Source organism: Rahnella sp. ATs2, assembly GCF_051851855.1.
Lineage (GTDB): Bacteria > Pseudomonadota > Gammaproteobacteria > Enterobacterales > Enterobacteriaceae > Rahnella > Rahnella variigena.
In genome coordinates this window covers 63,069-80,717 of the sequence record NZ_JBLYPL010000008.1, presented here as the reverse complement: position 1 = coordinate 80,717, position 17,649 = coordinate 63,069, and the positions used below count along the sequence as shown (strand labels likewise).

Here is a 17,649-nt window from a genome sequence, read left to right as displayed (position 1 = left end):
AACCTGCTTGCTTAGGAAAGCTAACTATGACACTCAATTTTGATTTATGGGTAGACCGCAGTCACAGTGATAGCGTTAAGTGGAATAAATACAATAATCAGGATGTCATTCCACTTTGGGTCGCCGATACCGACTTCACTTCTCCGCCTCAGGTTATCAAAGAGTTGCAGCAACGCGTGGCAGAAGGCGTGTTCGGTTATGGATTTACGCCGCCGGAACTGATTGATTTAGTAGTAAAACGTCTGGCAGAACGCTACGGCTGGACTATTAACCCCGAATGGATTGTCTGGCTGCCAGGACTGGTTTGCGGATTAAACGTCGCCGTGCGCGCCAACGTGAGTCAGCATGAGACCAGCCTGATGCCCACGCCGATTTACCCGCCGTTTATGCAGGCGGCGCAATCCGAAGGGCGTCAGTTTAAATCGGTTAATGTAATTGAGCAGAATCAGCGTTGGGTGGCCGATTTCGCCGCTGCCGAAAATCAAATGGATGGCAGCGAAAAGTTGCTGATGCTATGCAACCCGTATAATCCGGGCGGAACAGTCTATCGCCGCGAAGAGTTGCTGGAACAACAGGAGTTCGCCCGACGCCACAATTTAGTGGTGTGCTGCGATGAAATTCACTGCGACCTGATCCTCGAGCCGGGGCTGAAACATATTCCGTTTGCCTCGCTCAATGCCGATGCAGAACAGCGCTCCATTACCCTGTTGTCGCCGTCGAAAACCTTTAATCTGGCCGGTCTCGGCGCCTCAATGGCCATCATCCCTAATCCTCAGTTACGGAAAAACTTTCTCGACACCAGCGAGGGCATCGTTCCGCACGTCAATATTCTGGCCTATGTCGCTGCGACCGCCGCTTACCGTGACGGAGAAGAATGGCTCAGCGCACAACTCGACTATTTGCGTGTAAACCGGGAATTAGTGACAGCCAGAATCAACGCCATGCCGGGATTACGTATGCTGCCACCGGAAGGCACGTATCTCGGCTGGATTGATGCCAGTGCATTGCCGGTTAAGGATCCGTACCGGTTCTTTGTAGAAGCTGGCGTCGGATTTTCCGGCGGCGCAGCATTTGGTGCTCCCGGTTTTGTGCGCATCAATTTCGGTTGCCAGCGGGCATTGCTGGAAAAGGCAATGGACCGTATGGAATCCGCCTTGCAGTCGCTCGAACGTTAACCTTCAGCCTTCTCGCTGGCAACAATATCGCGCAAGCTGTGGGGATGGAATTTGATGGTCACGGACCCGTCGGTGATCGCCAGCGTCGGGTTAGGCAACCGCTCATTCTCGCCCTTTGGCGCACTTTGTTTCAGTTTTATACCGGGCGTCATCAGCGCTTCGTCGGCAATCAGTGCCAGCGCCCGCGTATACAATTCGTCCTCGTGACCTTCAAGGACAATCTCAATATGCTCCCAGCCTTCATGCGGATAGCGCTTATCGCCGGGATAAGGTAACTCGACCAGATCGATACTCAGCGGCCCGACAACCAGCGGCTCGTTGAGAGTAAACAGGCAAATCGGCCTGCCGTTAATCATCGTTTCATTAAGCAGTTGCCCGCATTTTTCCAGCCCGGCGCGCCACCGGTCCGCTGTCGTATTCTGGTGACAGCGCACTGAAATATGATCCGCATGAAACTCGCCCAGATTGAGCTGCAATTTTGCGGCAAACGCCGTCAATACGCTGACAAACCGCGGCATATCGTCGACTAAATCCTGTAACTCAGGCACTTGGTTCATGGCAGGTATCCTATCTCATTTCAGTTTGCTTATCTTCAGGGTCGGGTAATTTACACAGCCTTTCATCCGGTTGCCAGAGACGTGCCGCAGAATCGCGTTTTCATTGCCGTCAGGCGTGCGGCGATACTGACGCCGCAGGGCTAATATGATATAAACACGCATCATTTTAGGTTCATCCGCATTGGGATGAACAGCAAACAACTCCATTCCTAAATAAAGGTACTTCGGTGAATATTCAGTCACTTCTTTCAGAAAAAGTCAGCCAGGCGCTGATCGCAGCAGGCGCATCCGCCGACAGCGAAGCGCAAGTCCGTCAGTCCGCCAAAGCGCAGTTCGGCGACTATCAGGCAAATGGCGTAATGTCCGTGGCAAAAAAACTGGGTATGCCACCACGACAACTGGCAGAGAAAGTGGTTGAACTGTTAGATCTGAACGGTATCGCAAATAAAGTCGAAATCGCCGGTCCGGGATTTATCAACATTTTCCTCGATCCTGCGTTTGTTGGCGCGCATGTTGACAGCGCACTGAACGACGAAAAGCTGGGCATCACGCCGGTTGAACAGCAAACCATCGTTATCGACTATTCCGCGCCAAACGTGGCGAAGGAAATGCACGTCGGCCATATCCGTTCCACCATCATCGGTGACGCCGCTGTGCGCACCAATGAATTCCTTGGTCATAAAGTGATCCGCGCTAACCACGTCGGCGACTGGGGCACGCAGTTCGGGATGCTGATTGCCTATCTGGAAAAAGTGCAAAACGAAAATGCCGGTGACATGAATCTGGCGGACCTGGAAGAATTTTACCGCGCTGCGAAGAAAAACTACGACGAAGACGAAGCCTTCGCCGAGCGCGCACGTGGTTACGTGGTTAAATTGCAAGGCGGCGACGAATACTGCCTGCAAATGTGGCGCAAACTGGTCGACGTGACCATGAAGCAAAACCAGCTGACGTATAACCGCCTGAACGTGACCCTGACAGAAGATGATGTGATGGGTGAAAGCCTGTACAACAGCATGCTGCCTGGCATTGTCTCCGACCTGCAGGCCAAAGGGCTGGCAGTCGACAGCGAAGGCGCTGTGGTCGTTTATCTTGATGAATACAAAAACAAAGATGGCGACCCGATGGGCGTTATCATCCGTAAAAAAGATGGCGGCTATCTGTACACCACCACCGACATCGCCTGCGCGAAATACCGCTACGAAACACTCGGTGCCGACCGCGTTCTGTATTACATCGATTCCCGTCAGCACCAGCATCTGATGCAGGCGTGGACCATTGCGCGTAAAGCCGGTTACGTGCCGGATTCTGTGGCGCTGGAACACCATATGTTCGGCATGATGCTGGGCAAAGACGGCAAGCCGTTCAAAACCCGCTCCGGCGGCACAGTGAAACTGTCTGATCTGCTGGATGAAGCAATTGATCGTGCGCGTAAGCTGATCACCGAAAAAAATCCGGAAATGAAAGACGCTGCTGAACTGGAAAAACTGGTGAATGCTGTCGGTATCGGCGCAATCAAATACGCTGACCTGTCAAAAAGCCGTACCACTGATTACGTCTTCGACTGGGACAACATGCTGGCGTTCGAAGGTAACACTGCGCCATACATGCAATATGCTTATACCCGCGTGGCTTCCATCTTCAAACGCGCAGAAATCGACGTGAACAGCCTGACCCAGCCAGTTGTGCTGAGCGAAGAGCGTGAAGCCGCGCTGGCAACCCGCCTGTTGCAGTTCGAAGAAGTGCTGACTGTCGTCGCCCGTGAAGGCACGCCACACACCATGTGTGCATATCTGTACGACGTGGCAGGCCTGTTCTCCAGCTTCTACGAGCATTGCCCTATCCTGAACGCAGAAGATGAAACCAGCCGCAACAGCCGCCTGAAACTGGCATTGCTGACACAACGCACGCTGAAAACTGGTCTGGATACGCTGGGTATCGAAACTGTAGAACGTATGTAATTCGCAGTATTTCGATATTAAAAAAGGGCGCTTATGCGCCCTTTTCTATTTCCGGAATCTAATTTAATCAATCCAGACGTCTCGCAAATTCTTTCACGCGGAAGCCCAGCAGTCCGAGTACGGCAAAATACGCCACCACGCCCACCGCGACCACCGCTGCCAGACGCGCCAGACGATATGCCATACCGCCCACGTCCCACGCTGGCATCACATACATCATGCCCAGCAGTGCCGCGGACATCGCTATCACTGCCACAAACAGTTTGATCAGGAACGTTCTCCAGCCCGGTTGAGGCTGAAAGATATCCTGCTTGCGCAATTGCCAGTACAGCAGCGAAGCATTCAGGCAAGCTGCCAGACCAATAGACAGGGAAAGTCCCGCGTGTTTCAGCGGTCCGATAAAGGCCAGGTTCATCACCTGCGTCATCAGCAAGGTAATGATGGCAATTTTCACCGGTGTTTTGATGTCCTGACGGGAATAAAAGCCCGGTGCCAGCACTTTCACGACGATAAGACCCATCAGGCCGACGGAATACGCTACCAGCGCACGTTGCGTCATCGAGGCATCAAACGCACTGAATTTACCGTACTGGAACAAGGCGACCGTCAGTGGTTTCGCCAGAATGCCCAGTGCGACAGAGCTTGGCAGCGCCAGCAGGAAGCAAAGACGCAAGCCCCAGTCCATCAGGCGGTTGTATTCGCCATGATTACCGCTGGAGAAACTGCGTGCCAGTGACGGCAGCAGTATGGTGCCCAGCGCCACGCCCAGCACGCCGGAAGGAAACTCCATCAGGCGGTCAGCGTAATACATCCATGAAACGGAACCGGACACAAGGAATGACGCGAAGATCGTGTTGATGATCAGGGAAATCTGGCTGACGGAAACGCCCAAAATCGCGGGTCCCATCTGACGCATCACGCGCCACACACCGGCGTCTTTCAGATTCAGACGTGGCAACACCAGCATGCCGATTTTCTTCAGATGCGGCAGCTGATAACCGAGTTGCAGCAAACCACCAGCCACCACCGCCCAGGCCAGCGCCAGCACCGGCGGATGGAAGTACGGAGCAGCAAACAACGCAAAACCGATCATGCTGACGTTCAGGAACGTCGGCGCAAACGCCGGTATCGAGAAACGGTTCCAGGTATTGAGTATCGCACCGACCAGCGATGCCAGTGAAATCAGCAGGATATACGGGAAAGTAATACGCAGCAGCGAACTGGTAAGCGCAAATTTATCCGGTGAATCAACAAAGCCCGGCGCCGTAATATAAATCACCCACGGCGCGGCAATCATGCCCAGAACGGTGACAATCGCCAGAACCAGCGTCAGTAAGCCGGAAACGTAAGCGATAAAGGTGCGGGTGGCTTCTTCGCCCTGCTGCGTTTTGTACTCAGCCAGGATCGGCACGAAAGCCTGAGAAAATGCCCCTTCGGCAAAAATACGGCGCAGCAGGTTGGGGAGTTTAAACGCCACAAAAAAGGCGTCTGTGACCATTCCGGCGCCAAATACACGTGCCACAATGGCATCGCGGGCAAAACCTAATACACGTGAAAACATCGTCATGGAACTGACGGCTGCCAAAGATTTAAGTAGATTCATGTCACTTTTCTTGTTTACCGGTTAGCTGATAAATGAGTCAGTTAAACAACCACGCCTGCATCAGCAGGCGTGAAAGATGAACCGGCATGGCTCAAAGATGCGCTTAGTCTACGCATCCGCCATGCAATAGCCACCGGCAGTTGTTTTATGTTGTTATAGAGTGTTAACCGCGCCATCCCGCACGGCTTCTCCGTTAAGCACTCAGGTTAAGAATTCAGAATTTTCTCGATCATCGCCTGCGCATAAATCGCCTGCTCACCGCTGGTTTCCGGCGCAGTTTGATTGCTCACACAATCGACAAAGTGTTCAATCGCTCCGACAAATCCGCGCTGCGCCAGCGTACTTTGCCAGCCCGGCACCGGCAGTTGCGTCAGAATATCCTGCTGTTCCTCGCGCCAGTTTTGCATATTGTCCAGCTGATACACCGCGCCTTCCGTTACCGCCTGAACACTCTCACGGGCAGTTCCCGCACGGCGGTGCATGGATGTTGTCACCAGCGTTTCGCCACACAGGAAATGGTGTTCGCCGTAGAGCATCTGGTCTGCTTCGTTAATCTGAAGCAGACCGCTTTCCAGAGTGGCATTTCCACCCGCCAGCCACAGTGCGGTATCAACCACGTGCAGATAATCGTCCAGCAAGGTGAAACGCAGATCGTTTGGTCCGACACTGTTGGTCCGATGTTTATCCATGCGTAATGACGCCGCATCCTGCATGTTCTCTTTGAGCTGGCGATACAACGGCGCGAAACGGCGGTTAAAACCGACCATCAGCGCTTTGCCTGCCTTGTGCGCCTGTTCTACCAGCTGTTCGGCCTGATCAAGTTCTGCCGCCAGTGGTTTATCGACATACACATGCACGCCCTGCGCCAGCAACTGCCCGACCACCTCGTAATGGCTGGCGGTGCTGCTGTGAACGAAAACCGCATCACACTGACTGGCCAGTTCATCTATACGGGAAAAACAGGCCATGCGGTAACTGTCACAAACGGCCTGTGCTTTTTGCTGATTCGGAGAAAATCCGCCTGCCAGCGTCCAGTTTTCAGCGTGGCTCAGCACTGGCAGATACGCTTTCTGCGCAATTCCGCCAAGCCCGATAACACCAATTCGTAATTTACTCACAACCCGCTCCTTTTAATCAGCCAGGTGTTGCAACAAATTTTCCAGACGCTGTTTCAGCTCAGCGACTTCTGCTTCCAGCGTTTCTACTCGCGCAGTCAGATCTGCATTTTCAGGCGCTGAACTGAATAATGTCTCTTCAGCGGCAGCGGCCACGTTGCTGACTTCTCCGCTAAAAAGATGCATAAACCGGCTCTCGCGTTTACCCGGTTCGCGGGCCAGACGCACACAGAACGGGCCGTCTTCACGGTTCGTCAGTTCAGTCAGGGTTTGTTCTACTTCGGCAACATCAGAGAAATCATGCAAACGGTTAGTGCGGGTTCGCAGTTCACCGGGCGTTTGTGCGCCGCGCAGCAACAGCGTGGTGACCACCGCCACTTCCTGCGGGGAAAATTTGAGATTACCGAATTCGGAATTACAGAAACGATGCTCGTACTTCATGGTGCGCGAGCCGCTCAGGGTGCGGATGATGTGCTTGCGCAGCAGTAAATCCAGCGTCTGCTGCACCTCACTCTCGCTCAGTTCCATGACCGGCTCGCGGTTGGTTTTCTGATTGCAGGCCGTGGTCAGGCCGTTGAGGGTCATCGGATATTGTTCTGGCGTGGTGAGTTGTTTTTCAAGCAAACAGCCCACGACACGGGCCTCCCGGGCGCTGAGTTCGTGTTTCATACTGCTCTCCTTATCGGGACGGGGGTGTCCATTCTTGCCAGGTTAATGCTGTCAGCACGTGATCCTGCCACTTGCCGTCGATCAGCAAATAGTCCTTCGCATAACCTTCACGTTCAAAACCGAGACGCTCCAGCAACTGACCGCTGCGTTTATTGTGCGGCATGTAATTCGCCATGATGCGGTGCATCTTTTGCTGGCGTTGCATATAGCGGATAAGCGTTTGCAACGCTTCCTGCATCAGGCCTTTGCCCTGCCATTCCTGACCGAGCGAATATCCCAGGAAACAGGCATGAAAAGAGCCACGCAGTACGTTGCTGAAATTCGCCACACCCATCACCCTGTTTTCATCGGGATCGAGCAAAATAAAGTAATAGGCGCTGCCCTGCTTTTGCATCTCGGTAATCAGCCCCAGACGCGCCTGCCATCCGGAGGGATAACAATGGCTTTCATCCCTGACCGGCTCCCAGGGTTTCAGAAACGCACGATTCTCGGCGTAGTATTCAGCCAGCCGGTGCGCATCACGGTCATGAACCAGGCGCAGAACCATCCGGTCAGTGGTAAGCCGCACCTTTGGCACGGCAGATTTGTAGCCAAACATCCCTTCCCTCCACATCCCGCATGGGTCGATAAATAGAATTTATAGGAAACGAAAGATCATCGCTAATTCTGCCAGTCAGAACGCGGCTTGACGATAAAAAAATATTATCAATAGCGCCCTATCTAAATGCCTGTTTCCGGTTCAGACTGGGAGCGTCTTTTCTCCTTTCTGTATCTGCCGGACAGGATACAAATAATCGCTCATGGTGAAGCATGTCTCTGGTATCACAAGCTCGGAGCTTGGGTAAGTATTTTCTGTTATTAGACAACGCGCTGGTTATTTTAGGCTTTTTCGTGGTTTTTCCGTTGATCTCGATCCGATTTGTCGATCAGCTTGGCTGGGCAGCGATGGCCGTTGGTCTGGCGCTTGGCGTTCGTCAGCTTACACAACAGGGATTAGGCATTTTTGGCGGAGCGATTGCTGACCGGTTCGGCGCAAAACCGATGATTATCACTGGCATGTTATTACGTGCGGCGGGCTTCGCCACCATGGCGATGGCCGATCAGCCGTGGATCCTGGTCGGCTCCTGTATTCTCTCCGGCCTCGGCGGCACGTTGTTTGATCCGCCACGTACCGCGCTGGTGATTAAACTGACCCGTCCCCACGAGCGCAGCCGTTTCTTCTCCCTGATGATGATGCAGGACAGTACAGGTGCTGTGATTGGCGCACTGATCGGCAGCTGGCTGTTGCAGTACGACTTTCATTACGTTTGCTGGGCCGGCGCAGCCATTTTCTGTCTTGCCGCAGCCTGTAACGCCTGGCTGTTACCTGCTTACCGTATTTCCACCATGCGTACCCCGATGCGCGAAGGCATGATGCGCGTGTTGCGCGACCGCCGTTTTCTGGCTTATGTCCTGACGCTCACCGGCTATTACATGCTGACCGTGCAGGTGATGCTGATGCTGCCTATCGCGGTCAATGATGTCGCGGGCAGTCCGTCGGCGGTGAAATGGATGTATGCCATCGAAGCCGTGCTGTCACTGGCATTTTTATATCCGATTGCCCGCTGGAGCGAAAAACGCTTCCGCCTCGAGCAGCGCCTGATGTTTGGATTGCTGATCATGACACTCAGCCTGTTACCGGTCGGACTGGTTACCTCAATCAATCCGTTATTATTGCTGATCGGCTTCTTCTATATCGGTTCCATCATTGCCGAACCGGCGCGTGAAACCCTCAGCGCATCACTGGCGGATTCCCGCGCACGCGGCAGTTATATGGGCTTCAGCCGTCTCGGGCTGGCACTCGGCGGCGTGATTGGTTACACCGGAGGCGGCTGGATGTACGACACCGGCCGGGCGCTGCAACTGCCTCAGTTACCGTGGTTTCTGCTCGCCGTTGTCGGCTTTATCACCCTCACCGGTTTGTACTGGCAATTCAATCTGCGCCGCATCGAACCGGCCATGCTCAGCGGGGGCTGATCTCTTACTCATTTTTTTAATACCCAAAATGACTGGCGTTGTAACAAGGCGGCAAGCGAGTGAACCCCGATGAGCTGACAAAGGTCAGTGATTCGGGTAAACGAGCGTAGCCAACACAGTGACAGCGACAAGCATGACGGGCAGGTTTGATCTCATCAGCATCTATATCCATACTGAATCATAGCGTTAGATAAAATCCGAACCTACATCCGGCAGTTTTCATGCACCCTACAGGTCACCGCCGGCGACAACAGGAGCCACGAACTATGAGACTTTACGTTTACGAACATTGCCCTTTCTGCGTGAAAGCACGCATGATTTTCGGTTTGAAGAACATCCCGGTTGAGATCAAAGTGCTGCTCAATGACGACGAAAAGACGCCGGTTTCGATGGTGGGCAAAAAGATGGTGCCTGTCCTGCAAAAAGCCGATGGCGGCTTCATGCCTGAGAGCATGGACATCGTGCATTACATCGACAAAAGCGACGGCAAGCCGCTGCTGACCGGTCCGCTGAATGCGTCAATTGCCGCGTGGTTACGTCAGGTTTCAGAATATACCGGACGTCTGCTGTTGCCGCGTTTTGCCTCCGCACCATTGGAAGAATTTTCCACACCGGAAGCGCGTAAATACTTCTCCGATAAAAAACAGGCCGCCAGCGGTAGTTTCGCAGAGCATCTGCAACATTCCGAAGGTCTGGTGAAGAAGATCAGTCAGGATTTGCGCGCACTCGACAAACTGATCGTCGAGCCGAATGCGGTGAACGGCGAGCTTTCCGAGGATGATATTAATCTGTGGCCTCTGCTGCGTTCGCTGACAATTGTACAAGGCATTGACTGGCCTTCGCGCGTGCAGGACTATCGCGACAACATGGCGAAGCAAACGCAGGTCAATCTGTTAACCCGCCTCGCGAGCTAAGCCCGTCATACTTAGCTGCCGGAAGTGCGCTTCCGGCAATTTTCCCTTTTCATCCCCGCCTCCGGCACTTAGGCTAATCAGCGTTGTCTGATTGGAGCCATGACGCTTTCGGGTCATGCTGACAAAATAGCATTTACGTAGTGAGGGAAGAATGACAAAGCGATTTCTGGGTGCCGCAGTCCTGATATGTGCCAGTTTACTGGCCGGTTGTAATCAGCTGACGCAGTACACCATCAGCGAGCAGCAGGTGAATGATTACCTGCAAAAGAACAACAACTTCGAGAAACAGTTGGGTGTTCCCGGACTGGTAGATGCAAAACTGATCCTGACCAATCTCAGCAGCCAGATTGGCCGCGCAGAACCCGGCATCGTGACCCTGACCGGCGACGCGCATGTTGATATCTCTTCATTGTTCGGTCCGCAAAAAGCCGATATGCGCCTGACCCTGAAAGCGCATCCGACGTATGACCGCGAGAAAGGCGCCATTTTCCTGCGTGATATGCAGGTGGTGGATTACACCATCAAGCCGGAAAAAATGGATAACGTGATGAAAGGCCTGATGCCTTATCTGAACAACTCACTGAACACCTATTTCAACCAGCGTCCGGCTTATGTGCTCAATGGCGATCACAGCAAAGGCGAGGCGATGGCGAAGAAACTGGCCAAAGGCATTGAAGTGAAACCGGGGCAGTTAGTGATACCTTTTACTGACTAGTCTGAGTCAACCGATAATAAAAAGCCCGGCGTGATTGCTCACCGCCGGGCTTTTTACGTTCTTTCGTCCGGATTACTGGTCGTCTTCTTCAGCATCATCCAGCTCTGGCGGCAGCTGCTCTTCAAGTTCGTCACGCATCGCCTGCAAGGCTTCACGACTGATTTCAGACAGTGTGCGGTAGAAACCGCTGGTGGCATGGGCCTCGACTTTACCAAGGAATTTGCCGCACCACGGGAACAGGAATTCATCAAACAGGGTGATCTGCGCGCTGACTTCATCTTCCTTCGATTGATCTTCCAGCCAGGAAGCTGCCAGCAACATACCGCCAAAATGATCGGCAGGCGTTTCCCCCAAAGGCATTCCGCGCTGTTGCAGGAATGTACGCACATCCATTTCATTTGCACCGTCAACATAATCGCTGCGGAACGGCGAAACCGCGCATTCTGAGCCGACAAAAAGACGGTTAAATTCAGCGGCCAGTGCTTCGGGATTGGCGCTTTCCTGCAAACGGACCAGTAACGCATCCTGTTCCAGCGGCCAGTGTTCGCGCAGCTTGCCGTCCTGAATCAGACCAAACAGCGGAACCAGTAACGGATCCTGCGGCTGACGGTAAAACAAGGTGCCCAGCACGCGGCAGACAATCGAAAATTCATTCATAACAGTAACCTGATAAGACAATGAAAAGGGTTAATCACCCGCAATTTGGTCGCGACAATGTCACAGTTCGCTTAATTCAGCAATGGGCGCGCGGCCACGTGTTTCAAGAAAATCGAGAAAACGACGCGGGCTGACGTTAAGAATACGATCTTCCGGGAAATCAATTTCACGCAGGATACGTTCGCAGTGCTCAAAGCCGCCGAGCGAGTAAGCAATGTGCGAATCTGATCCCAGCGCCAACCAGCCACCGGCTTCTTTGACTGCCAGCGCAATGGCGCGGCAGTTAGGCTCGCTGCCCACGCGGGAATGAATAAACGAGGAGTTATTCAGCTCCAGCGCGACGTTATATTTCGCGGCAGCGGCCGCCACAGCAGGAATATCAATCGGGTATTTCGGGTTACCGGGATGCGAAATAATATGCACTTCACCGCCCGCCATTGCCGCAATGACCGCCGCAGTATGGGTTTCTTTATCAACCGGTTGCATCACCGGTTCATGGAAACCAGCAATAATGACGTCAATTTCTTTGAGCATCGGGCCGGTACAGTCGATATCACCGTTAATGTTTTTGATATTCGATTCAATGCCGCGCAGGATGCCGATTCCGTTCACCAGACGCGGCCAGACCCGCATATTCATAAAGTGCCAGTAGTGCGGTGCATCGGCCATATCAGGGCCATGATCGGTGATGGCAAACAGCTTAATGCCCTTTTCCGCTGCCTCATCAATGTAATCATGTAACGTGCTGTAGGCGTGTGTGCTGGCAACAGTATGCATATGTAAATCAACCGGGAACGGCATGTGCTCTCCTTGAAGTCTTCCGCTGCGGCGAAATAACCGCAGCATTTATAATGTTAGCAGATGAATGTCAGTAACCCCGACCGAGATCGACGCGTCCTTTCGGCTCACGCCCCGCTTCTATCGCCAGAATATTGCTGACGATGCTGTCCATGGCTTCTTCCGGCAGCGTATCAGCAGCCACGTGCGGCGTAATACTCACGCGCGGATGCGACCAGAACGGGTGCATACCCGGCAGCGGCTCTTCGACGAAAACGTCAAGCGCGGCAGCCGCTATTTGTCCGCTGTCGAGCGCACGCAGCAAATCGCCTTCCACCAGATGTCCGCCCCGGCCAAGGTTAATCAGATACGCATTATGCGAAAGATTTGTGAACAGTTGATGATTGAGAATACCGGCGGTGTGTGGCGTATTTGGCAACAGATTAATCAGCACCTTGCAGCCACTGGCAAAAGCCGCCAGCTGATCGTTGCCATAGAAACTCTGTACGCCTTCCTGCGACTTGGCGCTGCGGCTCCAGCTGCGCACGGTAAACTGCATATCCACCAGCGCCTGCGCCACGCTGCTGCCGAGTACGCCAGCACCGAGAATACCGATGGTGAATTCACTGCGGGAATGCGGCGAAAGCGGACGCCACTGTTTTTGTTGCTGGAACAGCTGATACTCGTCCATCCGCCGGAAATAACGCAGTACGCTGGCGAGCGCATATTCCTGCATCTGTAATGCCATGCCGGTATCTTCAAGGCGCAGTAATGGCACACCGGCAGGCAATGTGCCCGGCTGACGCTGTTCCTGCGTGAGAATGGCATCGACGCCCGCCCCCAGCGCGAAAATGCCTTTCAGCGCAGTGCGCGGCGCGAGCATGGCGTACGGCGGCCGCCAGACCAGGGCGTAATCTGCCGGTTCATGATCATTAGCATTCCACGCGCGCACGTTGGCCTGCGGTAATCTTTTCGTTACTCCGTCAATCCAGGGTTTTGCATCAGATGTAGGGTGGTAGAAAATAATGTTCATCGGGAAAGCCTCCTGTGAGCGGATAGATTTCCCTGAATATCATCGGGATGCAACCCTGTGACGCAAAAAAGAACAAGCCCCGAAGAACGGGGCTTGTTAAATGATGTGCTGTGATGACAAAAATCAGGCCACAGAAGGCTCGCGGTGGATCATCCGGCGCAGCAGCGGAATAAGAATGAGCAGCACAACACCTGTCGCAACAGAACCCCAGCCCAGTGCGTTAAACACCTGACTGTATCCCGGATTGGTCAGCAACGGCGTACTGCCGGCATTTTGCGGCATCAGTCCGGAAATGTAGCTTGCCAGCACCGACGCCACGCCGGTCACCATCATCCAGCAGCCCATCATCACGCCCTGGTAACGCGGCGGCGCCAGTTTGCCGATCATCGCGTAACCGATAGGGGAAATCAGCAGTTCACCGATACTTTGCAATACATAGCTGATGGCAATCCATTTAAACGCCACCAGCCCGTCACCGCCCGCGAGATGAATACCCAACGGCAGCACCAGCATGCCTAACCCCATGCAGAAAAGAGAGGCCGAGAACTGCGCCGGAATATCAATGTTCCAGCCGCGCTGACGCAGACGGTTAAACCACAGCGCCATCAGCGGCCCGCCGATGACGATCACCACGGTATTAATGTTCTGGATCCACTGCGGTGCGACGCGAATACCGTACACATTCAGGTTGATGTTATTTTCGGAGAACAGCATCAGCCCCATCGGCGCGAGCTGATACAACATCCAGAACACCAGTGAGCCCAGCGCCAGCAGCAGATAGGCTTTCATGCGGCGACGCTCATCGGCATTACGATGGCGGAACGTCACCACCGTCATTAGCGCGAAAATCACAATACCCAGTGCTACCACGAAGTAACTGCTGAATTCTGCGTGGGTCAGCAACATGCGGATCACCGGCACCAGCACGATCAGAATGGCAATACCCACCGCCAGCCGGCGCAACCACTGACTGCGGCTGACCTCTTTGAGCGGTGTACTGATGTCAGCCAGAATTGACCAGCGGGAAAGCGTCACGACAATGGCAGCCACATTACCCAGCGTGGCGAACAGGAACAGCGCGCGATAGTTTTCACTCAGCTGGAAATAACCGGCCACTGCGAAACCAATAAAGAAGCCGAGGTTCATCCCGGCGTAGTTCCACAGGAAGGCCGATTCGCGACGGTCATCATCTGGTGCAAAGCGCTGTGTCAGCATCATGTTCAGGCAGGTAACGTTCAGCCCGCTGCCGGTCAGGAACATCGCCAGCCCCCAGTACAGCCCCGTCACGCCTTCCATCGCAATCAGCGCGCAGCCAAACACCTGCAACACCATGCCGAGCACGAACAGATTACGATTGCTGAGATAACGTCCGCCAAGATAGCCGCCGAACATATGCAACCCGTAGTTGAATGCGCCGAATACGCCCATGATGGCGTTGGCGTTATCTTCACTGAAGCCGAGTTTTTTGGTGGCGTATAAAACCAGCGTGGAATACAGCACCGCAAAACCGAGCGTCGCGAATGTCTGAACGAAGAATAATGTGCCCGCCCCGGCAGGTATTGCCGTCCGGTGTTGCGACGTCGTCGCGTTATTTGACTGACTCAAGAATAACCCCTGCCCTTATGTGATAAACAAACTCTGCTTCAATCGGTGACTTGTACAGTTCTTATGCGAAGCATTTTTTAACAGTGCATTGTTATACCGCTACCACCCGCGATTACCACAACATATCTTGCTATTTCGCCGTAACAAAAAGTGTTTGCCGGATAATTGTGCTTTTATGCAAAATCCCTAATTACTTATGCATTCTGATAAGCAATTTTAATCACGTCCGGCAACCAGATAACCGTTGTTCATCCTTCACGCGCTTTTTGTTCTGTAAATCATCAGATTGCTCTAAGTTTGTCTAATCGGCACGGATCCTGCAAAAGAGGGTTGACGCTGAGCTCACTTTTCCCTACATTAGCGCCGGTCAGCAGCACTGCGGTGCAGCCGACGACTGGAGAGGTGTCTGAGTGGCTGAAGGAGCACGCCTGGAAAGTGTGTATATGAGCAATCGTATCGAGGGTTCGAACCCCTCTCTCTCCACCACATTAAAGAAAAAAGGTTCTGATGAAAATCAGGACCTTTTTTTTGCTTCAGAAAATCCGTACAGGCAACTCAGATAATCGTATAGCCGCCGTCGACGATAAGATTTTCGCCGGTGATCATCCCGGCTTTATCGCTGACCAGATAGGCTACCGCGCCGGCAATTTCATCCGGCATCGCAAATCGACCGGCGGGAATTTTTGCCGTCATGGCCACTGCTCTTTCACCCTGCCAGTAGCGTTTACCTAATTCCGTTTCCACCACCGTCGGTGAAATCGTATTAACGGTGATGCCAAATTGCCCCCACTCCGCCGCCAGCACTTTTGACGCGATCACCAGACCGGCCTTGCTGGTGCAATACGCCGCATGATTCTCCAGCGCAATAACACTCGCCTGCGAGGCGATATTCACAATGCGCCCGTATTGCTGAGCAATCATGTACTTTCCGGCAGCCTGCGAAAGAAAATAAGGTGCGGTCAGATTCACTAACAACGTGGCATCCCAGCTCTCTTTTTTCACCTCAGAAGCCGCTTCGAGAATGCCTATTCCGGCGTTGTTCACCAGAATATCAATCCGTCCGTAACGGCCGATAACCTGCTCAATCAGCGCGGGAATGGCGGCAATGTCTGACAAGTCAGCCGCAATACCGAACCCGTCACCGGTCAGCTTCTCTGCCTGGGCAACAACCTGCAGATCCTTATCCACCATCACGACGGTTGCGCCGAGCTGGATCATCAGTTCAGTGATTGCCAGTCCGATCCCTGCCGATGCGCCTGTCACGACGGCAATTTTACCTTTAATGCCAAAAAATTCGTTGATGTTCATTTTTCTTCCTTCAGTGTGAGAGAGGTCAGGTCCGTTTCATTTCCTGCCGGAACCCGTGCGGGCTGTGGATTGCGGATAAACCAGGTCAGAACGCCGCCGATGAAATAGAGCGCCGAGTAGCAGATCACCACCGTTTTGATATCAAACGAGGCACTGAACAGCACCGTAGCGATAGCCGGACCAATGAAATTGCCGATACCACCGCCGAGATTCTGCACAGAGATCGCCGCGCCTTTATGCTCAGGTGCCAGCATCGGGAAAATCGCGCCCATCGGCACAAAAGAGGTAATCGTGAAGGCCAGCAGCAGCCCGAAGAAAATGGCCATACCAAGATTTGCCGGCAAATATAAAGGCATGAAATAAAACAGCAATGTGGTGATGGTGCAACCGAAGAAGCCAACCCAGCGCATCTGGAACAGCCAGCCAATACGGTCACCGATAATCCCCCACAGCACATTAGTCACCGGCTGAACCAGGAAAAATATGCCCCAGATACGCATCCATTGCTCAGGAGTAAAACCGACGTTTTGTGAGGTGTAGTGCAGCGGCATAAAGATAGGAAATCCAAACAACGCGAGGTTACAGAGAATGCGGATAATCAGCGCCAGACAAATATCTCTGTTGGCAAATATCAGGGTAATACCACGGCTGATTTCCAGCAGTTTCGCCGCGCCCGGCATCGCCGTTTTATTTTGCGAGGGCAGTTCTTTCAGCGTTAACAACGCAATTGCGCCCCCGACAATCACCCATGCCAGTGACATCCACAACGTGGTGAGGAACCCCCACAATGGAATGGTCACGCTCGGAAGAAACGACGCAATGATGCCGTAACCGATGGTGAACATCGACCAGATCCAGCCCGTCGCCGACGCCAGCCTGTGTGAAGGTATTCTTTGCACTACCAGCACATAGAACGCGTAGAAGAACAGAGGATAGGCGAAACCGCGCAGCGCATAGAACACCAGAATCAGTGGATAGTTTTTGGCAGCGAGTCCGAAGTGGATAAACAGCACATGGAACACGACCCACCAGACTACGCCCAGCGCCATGATTTTGCGCGGGCCGTAAATCTCGCTGATGCCACCGGACAGCCAGCTGGCAATGGCGGCAGTGATGGCATAGACGGTGAAAACCATCGCGCTTTGCGAAACGTTAAATCCGATATCAATGATGTATTTCGATAAAAAGGCCAGTTCGACGCCATCGCCGGTCATAAATATAGCAATGGCGATATAACCCCAGAAAAGTTTGACGGGCATTCCAAAGACAACTTTCGACATTTCTGACGAGTTTTCAAAGGCAGGTGATGAGGTTGAAGTCATTTCCGCTGTATCCTGATTTAAAATAATTGTTAGGAAGGGACGCGGATTGAGTATAAAAAACAGGCTGAACGATACCTTTCCCTGCCTGCCAGCAGTTCCCGAAAATGGCGCTGAGGGTTAACGACTATTGAGGTGCTTCACAGAGTGGAGATTCAGCAGACTGATGCTGCATAGAGTCTGAGCGGCTGGCACAAAACGCCGAAAATTTTCTTGACCCTTCGC

Annotated in this window: 16 protein-coding genes and 1 tRNA gene; 6 read left to right on the top strand and 11 right to left on the bottom strand. The window is 53.2% G+C overall.

Annotated elements, in window-relative coordinates; genetic code table 11:
- The first annotated feature begins 26 nt into the window (after window positions 1-26).
- A complete protein-coding gene (locus ACJY2G_RS10135) occupies window positions 27-1,175 on the top strand; it encodes a MalY/PatB family protein (RefSeq protein WP_430319757.1) in 1,149 nt (382 codons plus the stop codon).
- Here the strand turns inward: ACJY2G_RS10135 and ACJY2G_RS10130 are convergent.
- On the bottom strand, window positions 1,172-1,732 hold the full coding sequence (locus ACJY2G_RS10130) for a VOC family protein (protein ID WP_430319758.1): 561 nt from the start codon (window positions 1,730-1,732) through the stop codon (window positions 1,172-1,174). The two genes, ACJY2G_RS10135 and ACJY2G_RS10130, sit on opposite strands and share 4 nt — an antisense overlap.
- Before the next feature lie 227 nt (window positions 1,733-1,959).
- Here ACJY2G_RS10130 and argS point away from each other — a divergent pair, with 227 nt between their 5' ends.
- A complete protein-coding gene (gene argS, locus ACJY2G_RS10125) occupies window positions 1,960-3,693 on the top strand; it encodes an arginine--tRNA ligase (protein WP_430319759.1) in 1,734 nt (577 codons plus the stop codon).
- A gap of 67 nt (window positions 3,694-3,760) precedes the next feature.
- On the opposite strand, the gene murJ is transcribed toward argS, so the two are convergent.
- The 4 genes from murJ to rimJ form a co-directional block, all read right to left on the bottom strand.
- Window positions 3,761-5,296, bottom strand: coding sequence for a murein biosynthesis integral membrane protein MurJ (gene murJ / locus ACJY2G_RS10120; protein WP_112288245.1), 1,536 nt, complete (start codon window positions 5,294-5,296; stop codon window positions 3,761-3,763).
- 206 nt (window positions 5,297-5,502) lie between these two features.
- On the bottom strand, window positions 5,503-6,414 hold the full coding sequence (locus ACJY2G_RS10115; RefSeq protein WP_430319760.1) for a Gfo/Idh/MocA family protein: 912 nt from the start codon (window positions 6,412-6,414) through the stop codon (window positions 5,503-5,505).
- Between the two features lie 12 nt (window positions 6,415-6,426).
- Window positions 6,427-7,080 (bottom strand): YceH family protein, encoded by a 654-nt coding sequence (locus ACJY2G_RS10110; protein WP_112288247.1) that lies wholly within the window; start codon window positions 7,078-7,080, stop codon window positions 6,427-6,429.
- Window positions 7,081-7,090: 10 nt separating this feature from the next.
- Entirely contained in the window at window positions 7,091-7,678 is a 588-nt protein-coding gene (gene rimJ, locus ACJY2G_RS10105) for a ribosomal protein S5-alanine N-acetyltransferase (protein WP_013575017.1), read from the bottom strand.
- Between the two features lie 212 nt (window positions 7,679-7,890).
- On the opposite strand from rimJ, the gene mdtH reads away from it, so the two are divergent.
- The 3 genes from mdtH to ACJY2G_RS10090 all read left to right on the top strand — a co-directional run bounded on the left by mdtH (window position 7,891) and on the right by ACJY2G_RS10090 (window position 10,725).
- On the top strand, window positions 7,891-9,096 hold the full coding sequence (gene mdtH / locus ACJY2G_RS10100) for a multidrug efflux MFS transporter MdtH (RefSeq protein ID WP_439291685.1): 1,206 nt from the start codon (window positions 7,891-7,893) through the stop codon (window positions 9,094-9,096).
- Between the two features lie 266 nt (window positions 9,097-9,362).
- A complete protein-coding gene (grxB, locus tag ACJY2G_RS10095; RefSeq protein WP_120162657.1) occupies window positions 9,363-10,010 on the top strand; it encodes a glutaredoxin 2 in 648 nt (215 codons plus the stop codon).
- 151 nt (window positions 10,011-10,161) lie between these two features.
- Window positions 10,162-10,725: a lipoprotein gene (locus ACJY2G_RS10090; RefSeq protein WP_120162656.1), complete on the top strand. Its 564-nt coding sequence runs from the start codon at window positions 10,162-10,164 to the stop codon at window positions 10,723-10,725.
- A 72-nt stretch (window positions 10,726-10,797) separates the two neighbouring features.
- Here ACJY2G_RS10090 and ACJY2G_RS10085 read toward each other — a convergent pair whose 3' ends face one another.
- The 4 genes from ACJY2G_RS10085 to ACJY2G_RS10070 all read right to left on the bottom strand — a co-directional run bounded on the left by ACJY2G_RS10085 (window position 10,798) and on the right by ACJY2G_RS10070 (window position 14,797).
- The gene (locus ACJY2G_RS10085; protein WP_112288251.1) at window positions 10,798-11,382 is read right to left on the bottom strand and encodes a TorD/DmsD family molecular chaperone; all 585 of its coding nucleotides are present in this window, start codon (window positions 11,380-11,382) and stop codon (window positions 10,798-10,800) included.
- A 60-nt stretch (window positions 11,383-11,442) separates the two neighbouring features.
- Window positions 11,443-12,183, bottom strand: coding sequence for a phosphatase (locus tag ACJY2G_RS10080; protein ID WP_430319762.1), 741 nt, complete (start codon window positions 12,181-12,183; stop codon window positions 11,443-11,445).
- A gap of 67 nt (window positions 12,184-12,250) precedes the next feature.
- Window positions 12,251-13,192 (bottom strand): glyoxylate/hydroxypyruvate reductase GhrA, encoded by a 942-nt coding sequence (ghrA, locus tag ACJY2G_RS10075; RefSeq protein WP_430319763.1) that lies wholly within the window; start codon window positions 13,190-13,192, stop codon window positions 12,251-12,253.
- A 123-nt stretch (window positions 13,193-13,315) separates the two neighbouring features.
- Window positions 13,316-14,797 (bottom strand): peptide MFS transporter, encoded by a 1,482-nt coding sequence (locus ACJY2G_RS10070; protein ID WP_129638627.1) that lies wholly within the window; start codon window positions 14,795-14,797, stop codon window positions 13,316-13,318.
- 396 nt (window positions 14,798-15,193) lie between these two features.
- Between ACJY2G_RS10070 and ACJY2G_RS10065 the strand changes: the two genes are divergently transcribed.
- Window positions 15,194-15,283, top strand: a tRNA-Ser gene (locus ACJY2G_RS10065).
- 69 nt (window positions 15,284-15,352) lie between these two features.
- On the opposite strand, the gene ACJY2G_RS10060 is transcribed toward ACJY2G_RS10065, so the two are convergent.
- A complete protein-coding gene (locus ACJY2G_RS10060) occupies window positions 15,353-16,105 on the bottom strand; it encodes a GolD/DthD family dehydrogenase (protein WP_430319764.1) in 753 nt (250 codons plus the stop codon).
- Window positions 16,102-17,427: an MFS transporter gene (locus tag ACJY2G_RS10055; RefSeq protein WP_430319765.1), complete on the bottom strand. Its 1,326-nt coding sequence runs from the start codon at window positions 17,425-17,427 to the stop codon at window positions 16,102-16,104. Before ACJY2G_RS10055 ends, ACJY2G_RS10060 begins: the two co-directional genes overlap by 4 nt.
- Between the last annotated feature and the right edge of the window lie 222 nt (window positions 17,428-17,649).